17 protein-coding genes and 1 other RNA gene are annotated in these 18,870 nt (G+C 48.6%); 8 read left to right on the top strand and 10 right to left on the bottom strand.

Translation table 11 applies throughout. The features are described from left to right. Positions 1 to 295 precede the first annotated feature (295 nt). The 3 genes from ACFQ1C_RS01365 to ACFQ1C_RS01375 are packed head-to-tail and all read right to left on the bottom strand — an operon-like array spanning position 296 to position 3,356. Positions 296 to 1,504, bottom strand: a complete 1,209-nt coding sequence (locus tag ACFQ1C_RS01365) for an FAD-dependent oxidoreductase (RefSeq protein WP_379556738.1) — start codon at positions 1,502 to 1,504, stop codon at positions 296 to 298. Between the two features lie 4 nt (positions 1,505 to 1,508). Continuing rightward, entirely contained in the window at positions 1,509 to 2,771 is a 1,263-nt protein-coding gene (gene ubiH, locus ACFQ1C_RS01370) for a 2-octaprenyl-6-methoxyphenyl hydroxylase (RefSeq protein WP_379556739.1), read from the bottom strand. 18 nt (positions 2,772 to 2,789) lie between these two features. Next, positions 2,790 to 3,356, bottom strand: a complete 567-nt coding sequence (locus tag ACFQ1C_RS01375; RefSeq protein ID WP_379556740.1) for a UPF0149 family protein — start codon at positions 3,354 to 3,356, stop codon at positions 2,790 to 2,792. Positions 3,357 to 3,507: 151 nt separating this feature from the next. Between ACFQ1C_RS01375 and ACFQ1C_RS01380 the strand changes: the two genes are divergently transcribed. The 5 genes from ACFQ1C_RS01380 to rpiA all read left to right on the top strand — a co-directional run bounded on the left by ACFQ1C_RS01380 (position 3,508) and on the right by rpiA (position 6,292). After that, positions 3,508 to 3,807, top strand: coding sequence for a cell division protein ZapA (locus tag ACFQ1C_RS01380; protein ID WP_379556741.1), 300 nt, complete (start codon positions 3,508 to 3,510; stop codon positions 3,805 to 3,807). 70 nt (positions 3,808 to 3,877) lie between these two features. Continuing rightward, positions 3,878 to 4,061: non-coding RNA, 6S RNA (ssrS, locus tag ACFQ1C_RS01385), on the top strand. A 129-nt stretch (positions 4,062 to 4,190) separates the two neighbouring features. Continuing rightward, the gene (locus tag ACFQ1C_RS01390; protein ID WP_379556742.1) at positions 4,191 to 4,421 is read left to right on the top strand and encodes a VF530 family protein; all 231 of its coding nucleotides are present in this window, start codon (positions 4,191 to 4,193) and stop codon (positions 4,419 to 4,421) included. A gap of 95 nt (positions 4,422 to 4,516) precedes the next feature. Beyond that, the gene (locus tag ACFQ1C_RS01395; protein WP_379556743.1) at positions 4,517 to 5,128 is read left to right on the top strand and encodes a 5-formyltetrahydrofolate cyclo-ligase; all 612 of its coding nucleotides are present in this window, start codon (positions 4,517 to 4,519) and stop codon (positions 5,126 to 5,128) included. A 504-nt stretch (positions 5,129 to 5,632) separates the two neighbouring features. After that, positions 5,633 to 6,292, top strand: coding sequence for a ribose-5-phosphate isomerase RpiA (gene rpiA, locus ACFQ1C_RS01400; protein ID WP_379556744.1), 660 nt, complete (start codon positions 5,633 to 5,635; stop codon positions 6,290 to 6,292). Positions 6,293 to 6,355: 63 nt separating this feature from the next. Here the strand turns inward: rpiA and modC are convergent, their stop codons facing one another. From modC to modA, 3 genes are all read right to left on the bottom strand, one after another. Continuing rightward, positions 6,356 to 7,420: a molybdenum ABC transporter ATP-binding protein gene (gene modC / locus ACFQ1C_RS01405; RefSeq protein WP_379556745.1), complete on the bottom strand. Its 1,065-nt coding sequence runs from the start codon at positions 7,418 to 7,420 to the stop codon at positions 6,356 to 6,358. Further along, entirely contained in the window at positions 7,417 to 8,100 is a 684-nt protein-coding gene (modB, locus tag ACFQ1C_RS01410; protein WP_379556746.1) for a molybdate ABC transporter permease subunit, read from the bottom strand. The genes modC and modB overlap by 4 nt, the downstream gene beginning before the upstream one ends. 665 nt (positions 8,101 to 8,765) lie before the next feature. After that, the gene (gene modA, locus ACFQ1C_RS01415; protein WP_379556747.1) at positions 8,766 to 9,515 is read right to left on the bottom strand and encodes a molybdate ABC transporter substrate-binding protein; all 750 of its coding nucleotides are present in this window, start codon (positions 9,513 to 9,515) and stop codon (positions 8,766 to 8,768) included. A gap of 166 nt (positions 9,516 to 9,681) precedes the next feature. Here modA and ACFQ1C_RS01420 point away from each other — a divergent pair, with 166 nt between their 5' ends. Next, positions 9,682 to 10,482: a TOBE domain-containing protein gene (locus tag ACFQ1C_RS01420; RefSeq protein ID WP_379556748.1), complete on the top strand. Its 801-nt coding sequence runs from the start codon at positions 9,682 to 9,684 to the stop codon at positions 10,480 to 10,482. A 227-nt stretch (positions 10,483 to 10,709) separates the two neighbouring features. On the opposite strand, the gene acnA is transcribed toward ACFQ1C_RS01420, so the two are convergent. Beyond that, the gene (gene acnA / locus ACFQ1C_RS01425; protein WP_379556749.1) at positions 10,710 to 13,436 is read right to left on the bottom strand and encodes an aconitate hydratase AcnA; all 2,727 of its coding nucleotides are present in this window, start codon (positions 13,434 to 13,436) and stop codon (positions 10,710 to 10,712) included. A gap of 281 nt (positions 13,437 to 13,717) precedes the next feature. Between acnA and rimK the strand changes: the two genes are divergently transcribed. Both rimK and ACFQ1C_RS01435 read left to right on the top strand, forming a co-directional pair. Beyond that, entirely contained in the window at positions 13,718 to 14,620 is a 903-nt protein-coding gene (gene rimK / locus ACFQ1C_RS01430) for a 30S ribosomal protein S6--L-glutamate ligase (RefSeq protein ID WP_379556750.1), read from the top strand. Next, complete coding sequence (locus tag ACFQ1C_RS01435) at positions 14,620 to 15,639, top strand: succinylglutamate desuccinylase/aspartoacylase family protein (RefSeq protein ID WP_379556751.1); 1,020 nt, start codon at positions 14,620 to 14,622, stop codon at positions 15,637 to 15,639. Before rimK ends, ACFQ1C_RS01435 begins: the two co-directional genes overlap by 1 nt. 472 nt (positions 15,640 to 16,111) lie before the next feature. Here the strand turns inward: ACFQ1C_RS01435 and serA are convergent, their stop codons facing one another. The 3 genes from serA to ACFQ1C_RS01450 form a co-directional block, all read right to left on the bottom strand. Further along, complete coding sequence (gene serA, locus ACFQ1C_RS01440; RefSeq protein ID WP_379556752.1) at positions 16,112 to 17,341, bottom strand: phosphoglycerate dehydrogenase; 1,230 nt, start codon at positions 17,339 to 17,341, stop codon at positions 16,112 to 16,114. 185 nt (positions 17,342 to 17,526) lie between these two features. Then, positions 17,527 to 18,285, bottom strand: coding sequence for an SIMPL domain-containing protein (locus ACFQ1C_RS01445; protein WP_379556753.1), 759 nt, complete (start codon positions 18,283 to 18,285; stop codon positions 17,527 to 17,529). A 56-nt stretch (positions 18,286 to 18,341) separates the two neighbouring features. Then, a complete protein-coding gene (locus tag ACFQ1C_RS01450; protein WP_379556754.1) occupies positions 18,342 to 18,842 on the bottom strand; it encodes a hypothetical protein in 501 nt (166 codons plus the stop codon). Positions 18,843 to 18,870: the final 28 nt, after the last annotated feature.

Below are 18,870 nucleotides of genomic sequence, written 5' to 3' on the forward strand. Positions count from 1 at the left end.
GATCCTGAGAAATAGTTGAGAAAAGGGATAATTTTCTCAACTTCGATTTCTAAGCTGAATAGTTACAGATTTTTTTGCCACGGAACCCACGGAAGAACACGGAAAAATTAAGATGGGATATAAAGCGAAAAGTGCTAAGTGATGCTATGGGTAAGACCAAGCCGTACAGCTACCTGAAGGGGGCAATATCTTCCAGATTTAATCTTTAAGACTTAGACTCCAGACCCGATCGGTATGGAGGGCAAAGGGCGGCATTTGTCGTCCTCTTCACCCTCTACACTGTTTCACTTAAAGCTTACGGCTTTTTCTTAGACAGCTCAGCTTGCAGGCCGGTGGTGCCTAGGGCATGGGCGGCTAGCTTGCGCTTAAGTGGGGTGAGGCGGTTGGTGAGGTTTAATCCCATACCGCGTAGGCCTTTTAACAACGGGTTGGATTGCCCAAACAGCCGTTTTAGCCCTTCCATGGCGGCCAGCATGGTAGCCGCTTCGGCTTTACGCCAACGTTCAAACGACTTTAACTCAGCCAAAGCGCCAATATCTCGGCCCTCTTGGTGCAGTCGGGTGAGGGTTTCGGCCAAGGCGGCGGCATCTTGCAGCCCCAAGTTAACACCCTGCCCCGCCAAGGGATGAATGGTATGTGCCGCGTCACCAATTAAGGCCCAGCGCGGACCACAAAACTGCTGGCTAAAACGCGCCTTTAATGGAATGGCCATGCGGGGGCTTAACACCTCACATTGCCCAAGTCGCATATCAAAGGCCAAAGCTAACGCTTTATTAAAGTCAGCTTCCGATAGCGCCAGCCGCTCTGCGGCATCGTCTGGCGCACAAGACCACACTATCGAACATTGATGCGGATCAGCCAAGGGCAGAAACGCCAGAATGTCATTACCACGAAAAATTTGGCGAGCGGTTTGCTGGTGGGGCTCAACCGTCGCTACCGTGGCCACTAGCGCGCTGTGATCATAATCCCATTCCACCATGCCCGGCTGTAATTGCTCGCGTAGCCAAGATCGGGCACCGTCTGCCCCTACCAATAGACGGCCGGTAATGGGAATACCGTTATCTAGTAATACAAACGCGCCCTGCTCACTCACCGATACGGTGTGGGCGCGAGTCGGTAAATATAAATCGATATGCGGGCGAGCTCTGGCTTGCTCAAGCAGACTAAGCTGCAACAGTCGGTTTTCTACTATGTGCCCTAAATGGGGCTGGTGCATTAGAGCGGCAGAAAAGTCGATGTGGGCTCCGCTGTCAGCTTCCCATACCGCCATGCTGGTATAAGGCCCGAGTCGTTGTTGCCGGGTAGGCCAAGCATGAAGACGCTCGAGCAAGGTTTGTGAGGCGAGGTTAATCGCACTCACTCGATTTTCGGGGATAGCGGGTAACTCACAACTGGGGAGCTGACCTTCAATCACCGCCACTTTTAATCCGCTGTCTTCAAGCGCTAGGGCTAAGGTGAGCCCCACCATGCCGCCGCCAATAATGATCACATCTGTTGCTTGCATCAAATTACCTTTTGCCCATGGCCTGCCAGGCCAACATGTGTTTCAAAGAGCTGCAGGCTGCCATGGTCATCAGCCCCAGATTGCGACCCGCCGCTAGCACAGGATGATCATTTGAAAACAATAACGCCAGTGCCGAAGTCATGCCCACCAACTCAGCTTGATCGGCCTGTCGAGATTGCCAGTAACGGCTGAGCATCTGATAACCGCCAATATCGTCATGGTTTGCAACGCTTATAGGGGTTGCCAAATTTGTAGGGTTTTCTGAGCTTGCGCCAACAGAGGACAAAACCTGTCGCACTTGTTCAACCAAAGCGGCCACATCGCGCAATCCTAAATTAAAGCCTTGCCCGGCAATAGGATGCAACAAATGAGCGGCATTACCCACTAGCACTACCCTGTGATGCCAAGGACGAGTCACTTCATCCAGCACCAAGGGGTAGCAATGCCGCGTCCCCGTGCGGGTGATCCGCCCTAATCGATAGCCAAAGGCCTGCTGTAACTCGCATAAAAAAGCGGTTTCATCAAGGTCCATCAGCTGGTTAGCTCGGCCGTTAGACACACACCATACCAGCGAACAACGCCCGCCACTCATCGGCAATAGCGCGATGGGACCCTCGGGCGTAAATCGCTCGAAAGCACGGTTTTGATGAGGCATGGCGGTTTGCACATTGGCGATAATGGCGCTTTGTTGATAATCAAACTGCCGACGAGGCAGGTTAAGCTGGCGGCCAATTTGCGAGTGATTGCCATCGGCGGCCACCAACAAGCTGGTGGTGAATTGGCGATCGCTTAACTGATCATCGCCATCCAATGTCACCGTCACCTTATCTGGTGCTTGCTGCCACGCTTGTATCTGCGCTGGGCATAGCAAATCAATGGCAGGATGCTGCTGCAATTGTTGATACAACAGCTGCCCTACCGGATTAAGTTCAACCACATAACCCAACGCAGGCACCGAATAGTCCTGCGCCTGCAGGTTTACCTGCCCAATATGCCCTTGGTCAGACACTTGAATGGCCGTTATGGGGGTGGCCAGCTCTCTCAGCAAAGGCCACAGCCCCAGTTGCTGCAGTAAATCTTGGCTATGACTAGCAAGGGCAATGCTGCGGGCATCAAAACCTGGATGCAGGTTTTGCTCGGGAAGTGACTTTTCTATCAGCGCTATACGCAAGGCCGAACCGTCGGCTTGGCTAAGCTGACTTAAGCCTAGGGCCAGCATGGCACCGGCCATGCCGCCGCCGTTAATTACCACATCATAATGGGTCATGGGGCTGAACTGTCGCTGTTAATGCAAAGTGGGTCGCTGAGGCTGAGTCTGGCCTTTACCAAATTCTTCAAACGCCAAGGTAGCGCCTAATTTTAGGTGCTCGTATAACACCACGAAAGCGGTTTCACTTTCTTCGTCTTCTTGATCAAAATCACCCGACACTTGAGTAATGCTGCTAATGTCTTGGATCATTTCTTGAAGCTCAGCCGAGGCTTTATTCAACTCTTGCTGCACCACACCAAAACCGGCGAGAAAGGCTGCTGACCACTCCATCATCGCTTCTAGGCGATCGTCGAGTGGCTCGTCATCATCTGGCATTAATAATTCGAATCTGCTTTGGCTAATCAGCTCTTCATATACTCTAGAGAACAAGAGATTAACCGCTTTCTTTAGATCGCTAGGCAACTCAAAATCATCGTTTAATAAAGCATTAAAGTGCTGCTGCCAGCGAGGATCGTTTTGTGCCATGCCGCCACAAATAAGACCGCAGATAACACCGTGGACTTCGGCGGTGGTCACCACCATGTTATGGTGCTCTAGTAAGGTAGTAAAAGCGTCATAATTAGGACGGGCCTTGTCGTTCATCAGCTACTCGATAGATAAAAAAGGGTGAATATAGGGCAGATCCTAGCATTGTGACCTCTCTCAGGCTAGCCACCCCTTGAAACTTATGGTGTTGCGCTATATAGTCGCCAGAATTTCCCAGCTTACTGCAATCAGCCATCTGAGGACCAGCATGACCACAGCGGCAATCGACATTGTTATTCTCGGCCGACCTTACAAGGTTGCTTGCCCTGCGGGGCAGGAAGTTGCGTTGCAGCGGGCGGCAGATACGCTTAATGAGCGTATTCGTAGCTTTAAGCAAAGCGGTAAGGCGGGCTCTAATGAGCAAGTAGCCATTATGCTGGCACTAAATGTGTGCCATGATCTTGAGCTTGAAAAAGATAAAAACTACCAATATGCTGAATCAATGGATAGACGCATTAAGTTGCTGCAACAAACCATTGAAGAAGCTCTTGCTAACAAATTAGGTTAGTAATGAGGTATACTAGTTAACAAGTACATTGAGAAAAAGCGTTAAAAAATAACGTTAAAAACAAGTTTAGCTTTCCCTGGGGTGTTCGTCAGTAGGGTGACGTCCCTGAGCCGATATTAATACCAACAGGAAAGCCGTGTTGTTTACTATTGTGCATGCTCGGCCCGACCGAGAAGCCTGCGGTAGATACCGGATTTCCGCCTTGAACCGTACGGTTCAAGGACTCACACCCGCAACGGCACCTTGGGGATCCCCTTTCACTGTTGACTCTTTTTAACTCGACAGTTCGTCGCATCAGCGGCAATTCGACAACTCTCCTGCTCTCTCCCTCTATAAATCCTGTTACAATTATTGTGTCCCCGACGTAATAGGTAATCTTTTTAATGACAGAACAACTCAATAACCCTTTGCATGGCATTACCCTTAAGGCATTGCTGACTGAGCTGGTTGACCGCCTCGGTTGGGAAGAGCTGGCACTTCGTGTGAATATTAACTGCTTTAAAAGTGACCCCAGCATTAAATCGAGCCTGACTTTTTTGCGTCGCACGCCTTGGGCTCGCGCCCAAGTTGAAGCCGTCTATCTAGAGCTTCTTGAAGGGCCTTGGGGAAAATAAAGCGCCGAGTACAAGCGACTGGGGCCAAGCTAAAAAATAAACACCGCCTTTTGTAGTAGCTGCTTTAGCTGCTAAATCCTGTGCAGCAGGATCTAATGTATAGATTTCATCCTTTGGAGAGTGTTGTGGACGAGAGACGACGAGTACGTCAGCAAATACGAGAAGCGCGTCGCCAGTTGAGTCAAACTCAGCAGCAGGCAGCGTCGGATAACATAGTGCAGCGGGTAGCTGACGCCGCCCATTTGGCAAGCGCTAGCAAGGTGGCTTTATATCTGGCCAACGACGGTGAGCTCAATCCGCAACCACTTATAGACTGGTACTGGGCCAACGGCACACAGGTCTACTTACCGGTGCTACACCCTTTTAGCTCGGGGAACTTGCTGTTTTTACGCTATACGCCAAACACCACTATGGTTGAAAACTGCTTTGGCATTAGCGAACCCAAGCTCGATATCCGCCTACTGGAGTCCAAAAGCGAACTCGATATTATTTATACTCCTTTGGTGGCTTTTGATGCCAATGGCAATCGTATTGGTATGGGCGGCGGCTTTTATGACCGCACCTTAAGCCCTTGGCGACACGGACTGGGCCCACGGCCCGTGGGGTTGGCTCATAATTGTCAGCAACTGCCTGCTATTCCAACGGACCACTGGGACATTCCCCTACCCGAGCTGCTCACACCAGATCAGCATTGGCACTTTAGCTAAAAATATCTGCAACGAAATCCACAGAACCCACGGAAAAATTAAGCTGAGATAAGCTCGAAAAGAGCCCAAGGATATTATGGGTAAGAACAAAACATAGCGCAGCTTGAAGCAGAGAGCTGGAAGATAGGCACAGAACCTGTAAGTTTGGCATCTGATCTTGCTTATCGCTTCCTGCTGTTTTTCTAGATCTTACCAATTAAATGTTTTTCAGATCTAATCTCTATTTTTCCGTGGCAGAAATATCTTTAGGTCCTAGGTTTATTTTGTCCTCTTCACTCTTTACGCTTCACCCTTAACAGGCTTTTATTCAGATTTTATCTCTATTTTTCCGTGGGTTCCGTGGGTTCCGTTGCGAAAAAGTCTTTGTGGTTAGTTTTATAATTGGTATCTAATCCGTTTATGCAAGGTAAAGCCAAGTTGCTATAATGCCAGCCTTTGCAACGGCCAATCACCGCCACCTTATTTAGCCGCCATAGGCACCTAACACAGAGAAGACACTACTCCATGACACAAGATGAAATGAAAAAAGCCGCCGGTTGGGCCGCGCTCGAATACGTACCTGCAGGCAGTATCATTGGCGTGGGCACCGGCTCTACCGTCAATCATTTTATTGATGCACTGGCGACCATTAAAGATCAAATTAAAGGAGCAGTGTCTAGCTCGGAAGCCTCCAGCGCTCGTCTAAAAGAGCTGGGAATTCCACTGTTTGATCTTAATGAGATTGAAGACTTTGCAGTTTATGTGGATGGTGCCGATGAAATCGACCCTAGCATGGCGATGATCAAAGGCGGCGGCGCGGCATTAACCCGAGAAAAAATTGTGGCAGCCGTAGCCCAGCGTTTTGTGTGTATTGTAGACGGTACTAAAACTGTGGAGGTGATGGGCCAATTTCCGTTGCCAGTAGAAGTAATCCCCATGGCTCGGGAATATGTAGCCCGTGAGCTAACCAAGCTCGGCGGCAAGCCGGTGTATCGCGAAGGCGTAGTAACCGATAACGGCAATCATATTTTAGATGTTCATGAGCTGTCGATTATCGCCCCAAAAAAGCTTGAAACCCAGATTAACGCCATTGTAGGCGTGGTCACCAACGGGCTGTTTGCCGAGCGCGGTGCCGACGTTCTGCTAATTGGCACCCCAGACGGGGTTAAGACCCGTAAATGTTGAATGTTGAATGTTGAATGTTGAGTTTTAACTTAACACTCAACATTTACAACTCAACACTCAACACTAATGAAGCAAGGCGGCGGCTTTGATTAGGGCGTAGCATTCGCTGCCAACCGCTAAGTTCAGTTGGGTGACCGAATATGCCGAAAGCTGGGCGGGGATCTGCTGGCCGCCGCTTAATTTTAAGCGCAACAAGACTATTCCTGCAGCCGCTGGCGTAATGCTTAACACCGTCGCCGGCAGTTGATTAACAATAGAGATATTGTGCACAGGTGCCAGCGCAAGGCTCACATCACTGGCTAATATTCTTACTCGGGCAGGCCCTGCTCCTGCGGGGTTATTGCCCGCCAGCCATAATCGCCCAGCATCGCTATCAAAAGGTAGGCGCCCGTCGGGAAGTGAGTCGGCAATGCGCCCTTCTATAATGCCGGCCACTTCCTCATAACGATACAAAGGTGTATCTGGCCGCGCCAAGGCTTGCTGCAGGCTATCGTTATGAGTAATGCGGCCTTGGTCCATCAGCAATACCCGATTCGCCAAGCGCTCCACTTCTACTGGTGCATGGGTCACATAAAAAATCGGCACCTTGGCATGTTCGGATAAATGCTCCAATAGCGGCATAATTTCTTGCTTGGCTCGGTTATCCAGTGCTGATAAAGGTTCATCTAATAGCAATAGTTCGGGGCTGGTTAACAAGGCACGGCCAATAGCCACACGCTGGCGTTGCCCGCCCGACAGCTGTGCAGCCCCTTGTTGCAGCAAAGCTGTTAGCCCTAACCACTCAATCAGTTGCTCTTTATCGTCTCTTTGCAGCGCTGCAGGTAAACGTCGCCAGCCGTACTCTAGGTTTTTTTGCACCGACAAATGAGGAAACAAACTCGCTTCTTGAAACACATAACCTAAGCGCCGTTTATAAGTTGGTACAAATATTTGCTCGTCTTGCCAGCATTGTTGGCCCAACCAAAAACGGCCGCGGCAGCGCTCTAACCCTGCCATCGCCCGCAGCAAGGTCGTTTTACCACAGCCAGAAGGGCCAAACAGTGCGGTTACACCGCGGGCGGGTAATTCAAAATCGACATCCAGTTGGAATTGTTTTCGCTGCACATGAAAGGCGGCTTTAATTGTCATACTCGTACCACCGAAAACCGTCGATTCAAGGCATACACTGCCAGCAAAATACTAAATGATAGCGCCAGCAGTATTGCGGATAATAAATGCGCTTGACCATATTGTAGCGTTTCTACGTGATCATAAATGGCGATAGATACCACCTGGGTCACACCAGGAATATTGCCGCCAATCATCAACACTACGCCAAACTCACCCAAGGTATGGGCAAAGCCCAACACTACTGCCGTTAAAAATCCATTGCGCGCTAATGGCAGCACTACCGTAAAGAATCGGTCCAATGGCGACGCCCGCAAGGTGGCCGCCACCTCTAAAGGGCGCTGACCTAAATTAGCAAATGCCCCTTGCAACGGTTGCACTACAAATGGCAAAGAATAAAAGGCAGAACCAATCACCAGCCCTGTAAAGCTAAAAGCGAGCGTGCCGCCCCCCAGCGCATGAGAAACCTTACCAAAAATACCGTTAGGCCCCAGCGCCAGCAACATATAAAAGCCCAGCACCACCGGAGGTAATACCAACGGCAGCGCCACCATGGCCTCAATCACCGCTTTAAAACGACAACGAGTTTGACTTAACCACCACGCCAGTGGCATGCCAATAATCAATAATACAACGACCGTAATACCGGCTAAACGCAACGTAAGAAATAACGCCGTAAGATCGTCCGCAGATAACCCCATGCATGTTCCTTTTTCTTAATTAAGCTGATTAAACATAGCTTTGAAGACCTAAATTAGAGATTTTATCGCAACGGAATCCACGAAAAATAGTAATCAAGTCAGAAACAAAGCTTTAAGCGGTCAGCTGTAAGCCATAAGTAAGTTCAATGACCAGACTATCCTGCTTCGCAGGGCCGCCGAACTTACTTTATAAAATAAGGGCCGGACTACAGAACTCGGTATATTGTAGAGACTCTGTTGGGTGTCAATGCCTCACGTGAGTTTTGTAGGTTGGTCTCTTTTAGGCCGTGCCACCATTATTGTGCGAATAAATTCGCCCCTACAAAAAACCAGGAGCCATCCTGATCGTAGATACTCTGTTGGGTGTCAAGGTCTCACGTGAGTTTTGTAGGTTGGTCTCTTTTAGGCCGTGCCACCACTATTGTGCGAATGAATTCGCCCCTACAAAAAACCAGGAGCCATCCTGATCGTAGGGTCGATTTCAATCGACCAAAACCGTAGCACGGCCTAAAATCGGTCGAATGAACTCTACCCTACAAAACTGCTGTCCTAAGGGCCTGCTCTTATCCCAGCTTAATTTTTCCGTGGACTCTGTGCTTGCCGTAGTAAAGAGTCGTTGCAAAAGGGTTTAAGTTAAGGTTTATCTCGTCCTATTCACCGTATGCCTAAGGGCTAACGCTGTAACCGTATGACTCAATAACCTTAACTGCTTCTGGCGAGCGAATGTAGTCCAGTAGGTCACGAGCAGCTTGATGGTCTTTTAACAATACCGCTTGTTGTACAATAGGGTCATACATATCGGCAGGGACTTCCCAGTGCGAACCGCCTTTAAACTCACCATTTTTAAAGATTTGAGACTTAGCAACAAACCCTAACTGAGCATTTTCACTGTATACATACTGATAAGCTTGGCCGATATTTTCGCCACGCACCATTTTAGGCTGCACTGCATCCCAATAGCCAAGTTCAGTCAGTGTTTGCTGTGCCGCACGCCCATAAGGGGCTGTTTTGGGGTTAGCAATCGAGATGTAACTGAATTTTTGCTCTTTAAGCACTGTGAGATTTTTATCAATCAATTCATGTTGTGGGCTCCACAACACTAGTGTTCCTAGCGCATAGGTAAAGCGCGTGTCGGCAATCGCTATCCCTTCTTCATCTAATAAAATAGGCCGCGCATCGTCTGCTGCTAAAAAGATATCATAAGGCGCACCATTTTTTATTTGTGCATACAGTTTGCCTGTGGCACCGGAAGAAACTAACACTTTATGGCCGCTTATTTCACCAAATGACTCACCTAATTGCTTCATTACATCAATGAAGTTTGCCGCAACAGCCACCTGAATGTCATCAGAAAATACTGGGGTGCTGCAGCCAAGTGCGGCTACTAGTAACGATATGCGAAATTTATTATTCATTTTTATCCCACCCTCTGGCTATATAATATAATACATAACGAGTGCACTTTATCGCTATATAAATAAAAACACAACGGTAACCATTAAATCTTAAAGTCAGGATTATCATTTGAAGCTAGCCGTAAGCTTGGCCACAATGGATCGCGTCGACCTCAAGGACTTTTTTATGGATCTGAAATTACTGCTTAGCCTGCACAGTCAGAACACACTGTTTATTAACCCTCGCCGCATCCGTTTGTTGGAACAAATTCGCGAGCAGGGATCTATTAGCCGCGGGGCTAAGACAGCTGGCATTAGCTACAAATCTGCGTGGGATGCGATAAAAGACATTAACGCGCTGGCAGATAGCCCCGTTGTGGTAAGCGAAACCGGTGGTAAGGGGGGCGGGGGCGCCCTACTCACTCCTTATGGTGATCGCTTACTTAAAATTTATGGCTTATTGAATCAGATAGAATGCATGGCGGTAGATGCGCTGCAAGATGAGACGACTTCACTTGATAGTTTATTGTCGGTGGTGGCGCGTTTTTCATTACAAACCAGCGCCCGCAATCAGTTTTTTGCGCACGTTGTGTCCCTTGACCCAAGTGATCTCAGTCGAAAAGTATGTTTGACCCTACAAGGGGGAGCTCAGCTTTATGCCGATATTACCGAACGCAGCTGCCAGCGTTTGGGGCTGGTTGTAGGTAAGGAAGTGTTAGCGCTGATTAAAGCTCCTTGGGTCATGTTGGAGCCAGAAGAAGGCCTGCTAAGCACTGAACTAAATAACGACGACAATAGGCTAACGGGTCGCATTAGCGAGATAGTGCCAGGAGATGAGTTTGATGAATATCATCTACGGCTAGATCAAGGCGAGTCACTGTGTGCTCTATTAAGCAAGACTCAAAGCCAGCAGCTGAACATGCAAATAGGCGACCGAGCCCAAGCCCGCTTCGCCCCCTCCCAAGTTATTTTGGCCACGCTGGGATAAAGCACGCCATACGCGATCAGCGACTCTTTATACATCCACGCAGATCATGGATGCGAGCCTCACTTTGTAGTCCCGCGCTTTAGCTGCGGGCCCTGCGGAGCAGGATAGGTTTAAGCCGCGTAATGCGAGAGCACACTTACCTAAAACACCTAACCTACAAAAAAGCACCGAACCAACAGGTTAGGTGCTTTTTGTTTTAACTTACAGCTTACCGCTTAAAGCTTTCTTTAAGCCAACATACCGCGAATTACATAGTGTAAAATGCCGCCGTGCTGGTAATACTTCATCTCGTTGCTGGTGTCGATACGACAGCGCACATTGGCCTCTTGCTTAGTACCATCGCTCGCTTCAATCACCACTAACAGCTCTTTACCGGGGGTGAGCTCGCTCAGCCCCTTAATGCTGATCAGCTCGTCCCCTTTCAGGCCTAAGCTACTTGCGCTGTCGTTGATAAACTCCAGCGGTACCACGCCCATGCCAATAAGATTAGAGCGGTGAATACGCTCATACGATTCGGCAATAACGGCTCGCACACCAAGCAATAAGGTGCCTTTCGCCGCCCAGTCACGACTAGAGCCGGTACCGTATTCTTTACCTGCAACCACCACTAATGGCACTTGCTCTTGCTCATAACGCATGGCGGCATCATAAATGGATAGCTGCTCACCACTTGGATAATGACGCGTTTCGCCCCCTTCCACATTCTCGAGCATCAGGTTACGAATACGGATATTGGCAAAGGTACCGCGCATCATCACTTCGTGATTACCACGGCGTGAGCCGTACGAGTTAAAGTCTTTACGTTCTACCCCAAGCGATTGTAAATAACGCCCAGCCGGACTATCGGCACTAATGCTACCCGCCGGAGAAATATGGTCGGTCGTCACCGAGTCGCCTAATACCGCCAACAAACGTGCTTGGCTAATATCGCTAATCGGCGCTGGCTCTTTTTCCATGGTTTGGAAAAATGGCGGATGTTGTATATAGCTAGAATTGGACTGCCAGTTAAAGGTACTGGTGTTTTCTACTTCAATGGCACGCCAGTGCTCGTCACCATCAAACACTGCGGCATATTCTTTATGGAACATCTCGCTGTTAACCAGCTCTACGGCCTCGGCAATGGCATGCTGTGATGGCCAAATATCTTTAAGATAAACCGGTTTACCGTCTTTATCGGTGCCTAACGCCTCTTTGGTTAAGTCGATATGCATATTGCCCGCCAGCGCATACGCCACCACTAACGGTGGTGAGGCTAACCAGTTGGACTTAACCAGCGGATGAATACGCCCTTCAAAGTTACGGTTGCCCGATAATACCGCCGCCACCGTCATATCTTGCTTTTTAATGGCCTCTTCAATGGGCTCGGCCAAGGGCCCAGAGTTACCAATACACGTAGTACAACCATAACCAACTAAGTAAAAGCCCAACTGCTCTAAATAAGGCATTAGTCCGGCTTTAATCAGGTAGTCGGTAACCACCTTAGAGCCGGGTGCCAGTGAACTTTTAACCCAAGGGGCGCGTGTTAAGCCTTTCTCAGCCGCCGCCTTGGCCAGCAAACCGGCCGCCATTAATACACTCGGATTCGAGGTATTGGTACAAGAGGTAATGGCGGCAATCACCACGGCGCCATCGTCTAACTGATAAGAGCTACCATTGAGTGAAAATTCGGTGCTTTGCAGCGACTCATCTAATGCAACCGCCGTTTGACCACCTTCATTCTCTAGACGATGCTTTTGTTTTTTCTCAACTTTTTGCTCAATTTTTTGCTCATGGCTTAAACTAAATGCTTGGGGAACATTAGACAGTTCAACTCGGTCTTGCGGTCGTTTAGGGCCCGCCAAACAGGCAACCACTTCGCTCATGTCCAAACTTAGCGTATCAGTAAACACCGGCTCATCACCCGCATGTCGCCATAGTCCCTGTGCTTTACTGTAGGCCTCAACCAGCTCAACCTGCTCTTCACTGCGCCCAGTTAGAGTGAGATAACGCAGGGTCTCTTCATCTACAGGGAAAAAGCCGCAGGTAGCACCATATTCTGGCGCCATGTTGGCAATGGTCGCTCGGTCTGCCAAAGGTAGCGTCGCCAAACCATCACCGTAAAATTCTACAAATTGACCCACTACGCCTTTTTTACGCAGCATTTGCACCACAGTTAACACTAAGTCGGTTGCGGTAATGCCCTCGCGCAACTTGCCGGTGAGCTTAAAACCAACCACTTTGGGGATCAGCATAGAGATAGGCTGGCCCAACATGGCCGCTTCTGCCTCAATGCCACCCACGCCCCAGCCCAGAATGCCCAGCGCATTAATCATGGTGGTGTGGGAGTCGGTACCTACTAAGGTGTCTGGGCAGATGACGGTTTGATTGTCTTGTTGCTGCTGCCACACGGTTTGCCCTAAATACTCGAGGTTAACCTGGTGACAAATACCCGTACCCGGCGGCACGACGCGAAAATTATTAAAGGTTTGTTGGCCCCAGCGCAAAAAGGCATAGCGCTCACCATTACGGGCCATTTCCATATCAACGTTAGTAGCAAAAGCCTGCTCACTGGCAAAGGCATCCACCATTACCGAGTGGTCGATAACCAAATCGACCGCCGATAAGGGGTTAACCTGTTCGGCCTTGCCACCGAGGCGCTGTACCGCATCGCGCATCGCGGCTAAGTCCACCACCGCAGGTACACCGGTAAAGTCTTGCATGAGCACCCGAACTGGGCGAAAGGCAATTTCTCGGTTAGACTCACCCTGCTTTAGCCACGCGGCCATGGCCGCAATACCCTCTTCGCTAACGGTATCGCCGTCGAGGTTGCGCAATAGGTTTTCGGTAAGAACCTTCAAGGATTTAGGTAAACGAGCAAGCTCTTTACCCTGTGACAGCTTTTGCAGGCTGTAATAGAGATATGACTTCTGACCCAGTGTAAGAGTCTCAGTATAAGATGCATTATTAGTAGACATCATTTCCCCCTAAACGATGGAAACGGCTGGCACAAACAGAACCAGCACAGCTATACCCTATTTAGTCATAGACTGAGCAACAAAGAAAGCCCAACCCAAAAAGACATCATTATCATCAGTATTAATGCAAAAACCGACGGTGGCGACTACGTTAAGAACTAATCCAATTTTTTTTGCGCTTGGGCAGTATTTTTTTTGTTGGTGCTTATCGCCAAGTTAGCGTACATAGTGCCTATTAATACTCGCCTTTAATACATCAAGAAAAGAGAACCTTACCAATAATGAAAATAGCGATTCTTTCTCGCAATGCTGCTTTGTACTCTACTCGTCGCTTACGTGAAGCTGCTGAAGCCCGCGGCCACGAAGTGCGTATTATTGATGCACTAAAATGCTACATGAATATTAATGACAACAAGCCCTCTATTCATTATCACGGGGCCGAGTTAGAGCACTTTGACGCCATTATTCCGCGCATTGGTGCCAGCGTCACTTTTTATGGCTGCGCCGTATTGCGCCAGTTTGAGATGATGAACGGCTATTCACTAAATCATTCCGCCGCCATTAGCCGCTCTCGCGATAAATTACGCTCGCTACAACTATTGTCGGGTCAAGGTGTGGGCATGCCAGTAACAGGATTTGCCTGTAAACCCGATGATGTGCCCGACTTAATTGATATGGTAGGCGGCGCGCCATTGGTGATCAAATTGCTAGAAGGCACTCAAGGTATCGGCGTGGTATTGGCAGAAACACGCAAGGCAGCAGAAAGCGTGTTAGAGGCCTTTATGGGTCTAAAAGCCAATATTATGGTACAAGAATTTATTGAAGAAGCCGGCGGTGCCGATATTCGCTGTTTTGTATTGGGCGATAAAGTGATTGCCGCCATGAAGCGTCAGGCAAAAGAAGGCGAATTTCGCTCTAACCTGCATCGTGGCGGAGCTGCCGAATTAATTAAAATTACTCCCGAGGAGCGAAAAACCGCTATTGCCTCGGCAAAAGCCATGGGTTTAAACGTAGCAGGCGTCGACTTGTTGCGCTCTAAACGCGGGCCGCTGGTGATGGAAGTTAACTCATCGCCCGGTTTGCAGGGCATTGAAGTCGCAACCGGAAAAGACATGGCCGATCTAATGATCCAGTACATAGAAAACAACCATCATAAAAAGCTTAAAACCCGAGAGCGCGGTTAATGGTCGCTCCTTTTCAACTGGCAGGTAATCAGGTAGAGCCTGGGCAACGCAAAATACTGCAATTGGCATTGGCTCAGCTTTATACCCAGACACCGCTAATGATGCCGCTAGAGGTAATACATGGTAAGTACCCAGGCCCAGTATTATTAATTTGTGCCGCCATTCACGGTGATGAGCTGAATGGCATCGAGATCGTCAATCAGGTATTGGCCCGCGTTAATCCGGCGCGCTTAAAGGGCACGCTCATTGCGGTGCCCGTGGTTAATGTGTTTGGTTTTATTAACAAATCGCGCTATTTACCCGACAGACGCGACTTAAACCGCTGCTTTCCGGGTTCGGAAAAAGGCTCTTTGGGCGCGCGCGTGGCGCACTTTTTTGTTAATAATATCGTTAACAGCTGTACCCATATTATCGACCTGCACACCGGCGCGATTCATCGCTCTAACTTGCCGCAAATTCGCGCCAAGCTAGAGTGTGAAACGACGTTTTCGATGGCAGAAAGCTTTGGCGCACCGGTTATTTTAGATGCGAGCATTCGTGATGGCTCGTTGCGTGGGGTGGCAGAAAGCCGCGATATTCCGGTTATTTTGTATGAAGCAGGTGAAGCGCTGCGCTTTGACCCGGTAGCCATAAAAGCCGGTACTCGTGGCATCTTGAATGTGATGCGTACTTTAGAGATGATCAAGCCCAGCGCCACTAAAGTTAAAATGAACCCCATGATTGCCAAATCCAGCGCTTGGATCCGCGCCGAACAAGACGGTTTATTACACCTTACCGCTCGCTTGGGTGATCGGGTGAGCAAAGGGCAATGTTTGGGCTTTATTTCGGCCCCGTTAGGCGCAGAAACCTGTGAAGTAATCGCCCCTAAAAACGGCATCGTTATTGGCTGTCTGACTATGCCATTAGTCAATGAAGGTGATGCGGTATGCCACATTGCAAGCTTTGATGCAGTTAAGCAGGCCGAGATTAGCGTAGAGCGCTTCGTAGATGAGCTAGACATACATCCACAGACGTTTTAACGTCAGATTGCATAAACACAAGAGCCTAAAGACCAGAGATGCCTTCGCCACGGAATCCACAGAACCCACGGAAAAATTAGCATGAGATAAGAGCGAAAAGGTCCAAGGGATTCTATTGGTAAGAGCAAAACAAAGCCGTTAGTGAGTTTCAGACTGGCCAAATATTCAGTGAATATTTGCAGTAGGCTGAAACGGTGAGTGTCATTAATCTGCAGCGTGTCGGTGGAATAGCCCCTTTGTTCGACCTTTACATGAAATAAAATCAGACCATTTGTTTAGTGTGATTGGCATTATTCAGATTTGATCTCTATTTTTCCGTGGGTTCCGTGTATTCCGTGGCAAAAGGATTTAATGTTTTAAGGTCTATCTTGCCCTCTTAACTCTTACCCCATCACCCTTCGCACTCTCTTCCGCTCAATTAAGATCAAAAAAGGGGCCCTCAGGCCCCTTTTAACTGTCTGTCTGACTGCTATTAGTGCACGATACGAGTACGGATAGTGCCTTCAATACTCTTCAGCTTGGCCAAAGCCTGATCGCTTTGCGTACTTTCTACTTCAATAACTACATAACCGATATTAGGCGTCGTTTGCAGATATTGAGAGGCAATATTGATGCCCTCAGCAGAAAATATCTGCACTATTTGGCTCAAAATACCCGGCTTGTTGTGGTGAATATGCAACAAACGACTAGTAGCTGGATGTTCAGGCAAAGAAACTTCAGGGAAGTTAACAGCTGACAACGTTGAACCATTGTCAGAATACTTAATCAGTTTACCGGCCACTTCATAACCGATATTTTCCTGTGCTTCTTGAGTTGAACCACCAATGTGTGGAGTCAGGATCACGTTGTCGAAATTACGCAACGGCGATATAAACTCTTCATCATTAGACTTAGGCTCAACAGGAAATACGTCAATAGCGGCACCGGCAATGTGTTTGCTGGTTAAAGCCGACGCCAATGCATCAATATCAACCACAGTACCGCGAGAGGCGTTAATTAGAATCGAGCCTGGCTTCATCATCGCCATTTCTTTGGCGCCAAACATATTTTGAGTTTGGGCGGTTTCAGGAACATGCAAAGAGATGACGTCAGACTGGCCCAGCAGCTCTTCTAGGCTATACACCTGAGTGGCGTTGCCCAGTGATAGCTTGGTTTCAATGTCATAGTAAAATACTTGCATGCCAATGCCTTCGGCAATAATACTGAGCTGAGTACCAATGTGGCCATAACCGATAATACCCAAGCGCTTGCCGCGAGCTTCAAACGAATGACTTGCCGTTTTTTGCCATTCGCCACGGTGTGCCTTGGCGTTACGCTCAGGAATACCGCGAAACAGTAATAACAGCTCACCCAGTACCAGCTCTGCCACACTTCGGGTATTCGAGAAAGGCGCGTTAAATACCGGAATACCGCGGATTTCAGCAGCGTTTAAATCCACTTGGTTGGTACCAATGCAGAAGCAGCCAATAGCGACTAGCTTTTCGGCAACGTCCAGTACCGACTCGGTCAGCTGGGTACGTGAACGTAAGCCTACGAAATGAACGTCTTTAATGCGCTCTTTTAATTCGTCCTCAGACAACGAGGTCTTCAAGTAGTCGATGTTGCTATAGCCTGCGCTTTTAAACATCTCAACTGAGCCTGGGTGTACGCCTTCAAGTAGCAATATTTTAATTTTTTCTTTATCTAAAGAGTGGTGCGCCATTACTGATCCTTTATAACTGCTGCGTGGGGGTATTTCCATAAAGTATCAAAAACATTGGCTTTAGGGAATTTATGTAGCTGAAGTCACACTTTTTTGTGCTTTATAGTTATTAAACAGCGCCGAGCGCCCAACACTAAGGGAAAGAGCGCGGTCTGCTCTCTGCTAGTTGGGCGCTGCATTATGGCTTAGTTCAGGGTAAATACCATTTGCACCTGATCGGTAAACTCAATGTCATTTTGAACATAGCTGGCATTTTGCGCTTCTTCTGACGCCACTTTACTGTTCATCATGCCGTAGTGCCGAGGGGGATTACCAGAGTAAGTCGGCTGATATTCGATGGCATACACATCGCCCAATTTACGGCCCGCCGCTTGACTAAGCTCTTCGGCTATTTCTCGGGCATTAGCGACCGCTGCCAATCGCGCTTTTTGGCGCAGCTCATCGGCATTGCGTCTATCGTAGCTCACCTGCTGAATATGTTGTACGCCCTGCTCTAAAATTTTGTTCAACGTCTGACTGAGCAAATCAAGGTCATACAAGCGTACGCTGATCTGACGTTCAGCCTGATATCCCACTAGCTTAGGTTTATCGCCATTCTTTGAATATTGATAATCGGGCCGCGTAATCACGTTACCGCTATCGATGTCTTTCTTACTCACTCCTAAGCTGGCAAGGCTACTAAACAAGGCCGCTACTTTAGTATCAACCTCTTCTTTAGCGGCTCGGCTTTCAGGCTTAAGTGCCGTTACCTTGACCGACAACGTCGCCATATCGGGAGCGGCAGTAATTTCGGCGTGTCCTTGCGTGACTAAATGCGGCTTGTCGGGCACCGCAATGGCAAACGCGCTAGAGCTAGCCAGTAATGGCACTAGGGCCAGTGTGCCTAAAGCCGAGCTACGTATAGAGAGAGCCGTGGTACGCATAAATTGTGCTGTAGTAAGCATAAATTAAAACCTCATCATCAAAAATACCCAACACTCGTGAGGCTGAGCTTATGTCGTTAATGATGATGATACACCGCAAGCCAGCTGATCACATCGTTGATTGATTCACTGCTCAAGTTTGCTATGTCAGTTGAAGTCGCTGGCGGTACTTCTAATAAACGGTCGGCGTCTTGCAAAATATCAGTCAGGCTCAGCGCTTCTTGAGTTTCTCCCTCTTGGGCTGGTGGAGTGAGTCCAATAGGGGGCAAAAATACACTAACTAGCATCTGGCTGCCTTGGCTCGTTTCACCTTGCTCAGACAGGGGGAGCAGGCAGCCGTTATCATCTAACAACGTAACGTCTTGTGGTTGATTTTCGCCCACTAATGACCACTGCTGCGCCAAAAAGTCGATAGAAAAAGTGGCCATAGGTTCACCTTCCTCATCGAAAAGCTCAACTTGATCTAATAAGCTGCCATTTAATGGCCAAGGCATACCGACTCCATCGTCAACCAGAATGTCTTGACCATCCCAGTGATAATTAACACCTTGCAATACTACCCCTGATACTTTGGCCATATTTACCTCAGCTTCACTATGCATAAGT

This window comes from Oceanisphaera ostreae, assembly GCF_042676125.1.
GTDB lineage: Bacteria > Pseudomonadota > Gammaproteobacteria > Enterobacterales > Aeromonadaceae > Oceanimonas > Oceanimonas ostreae.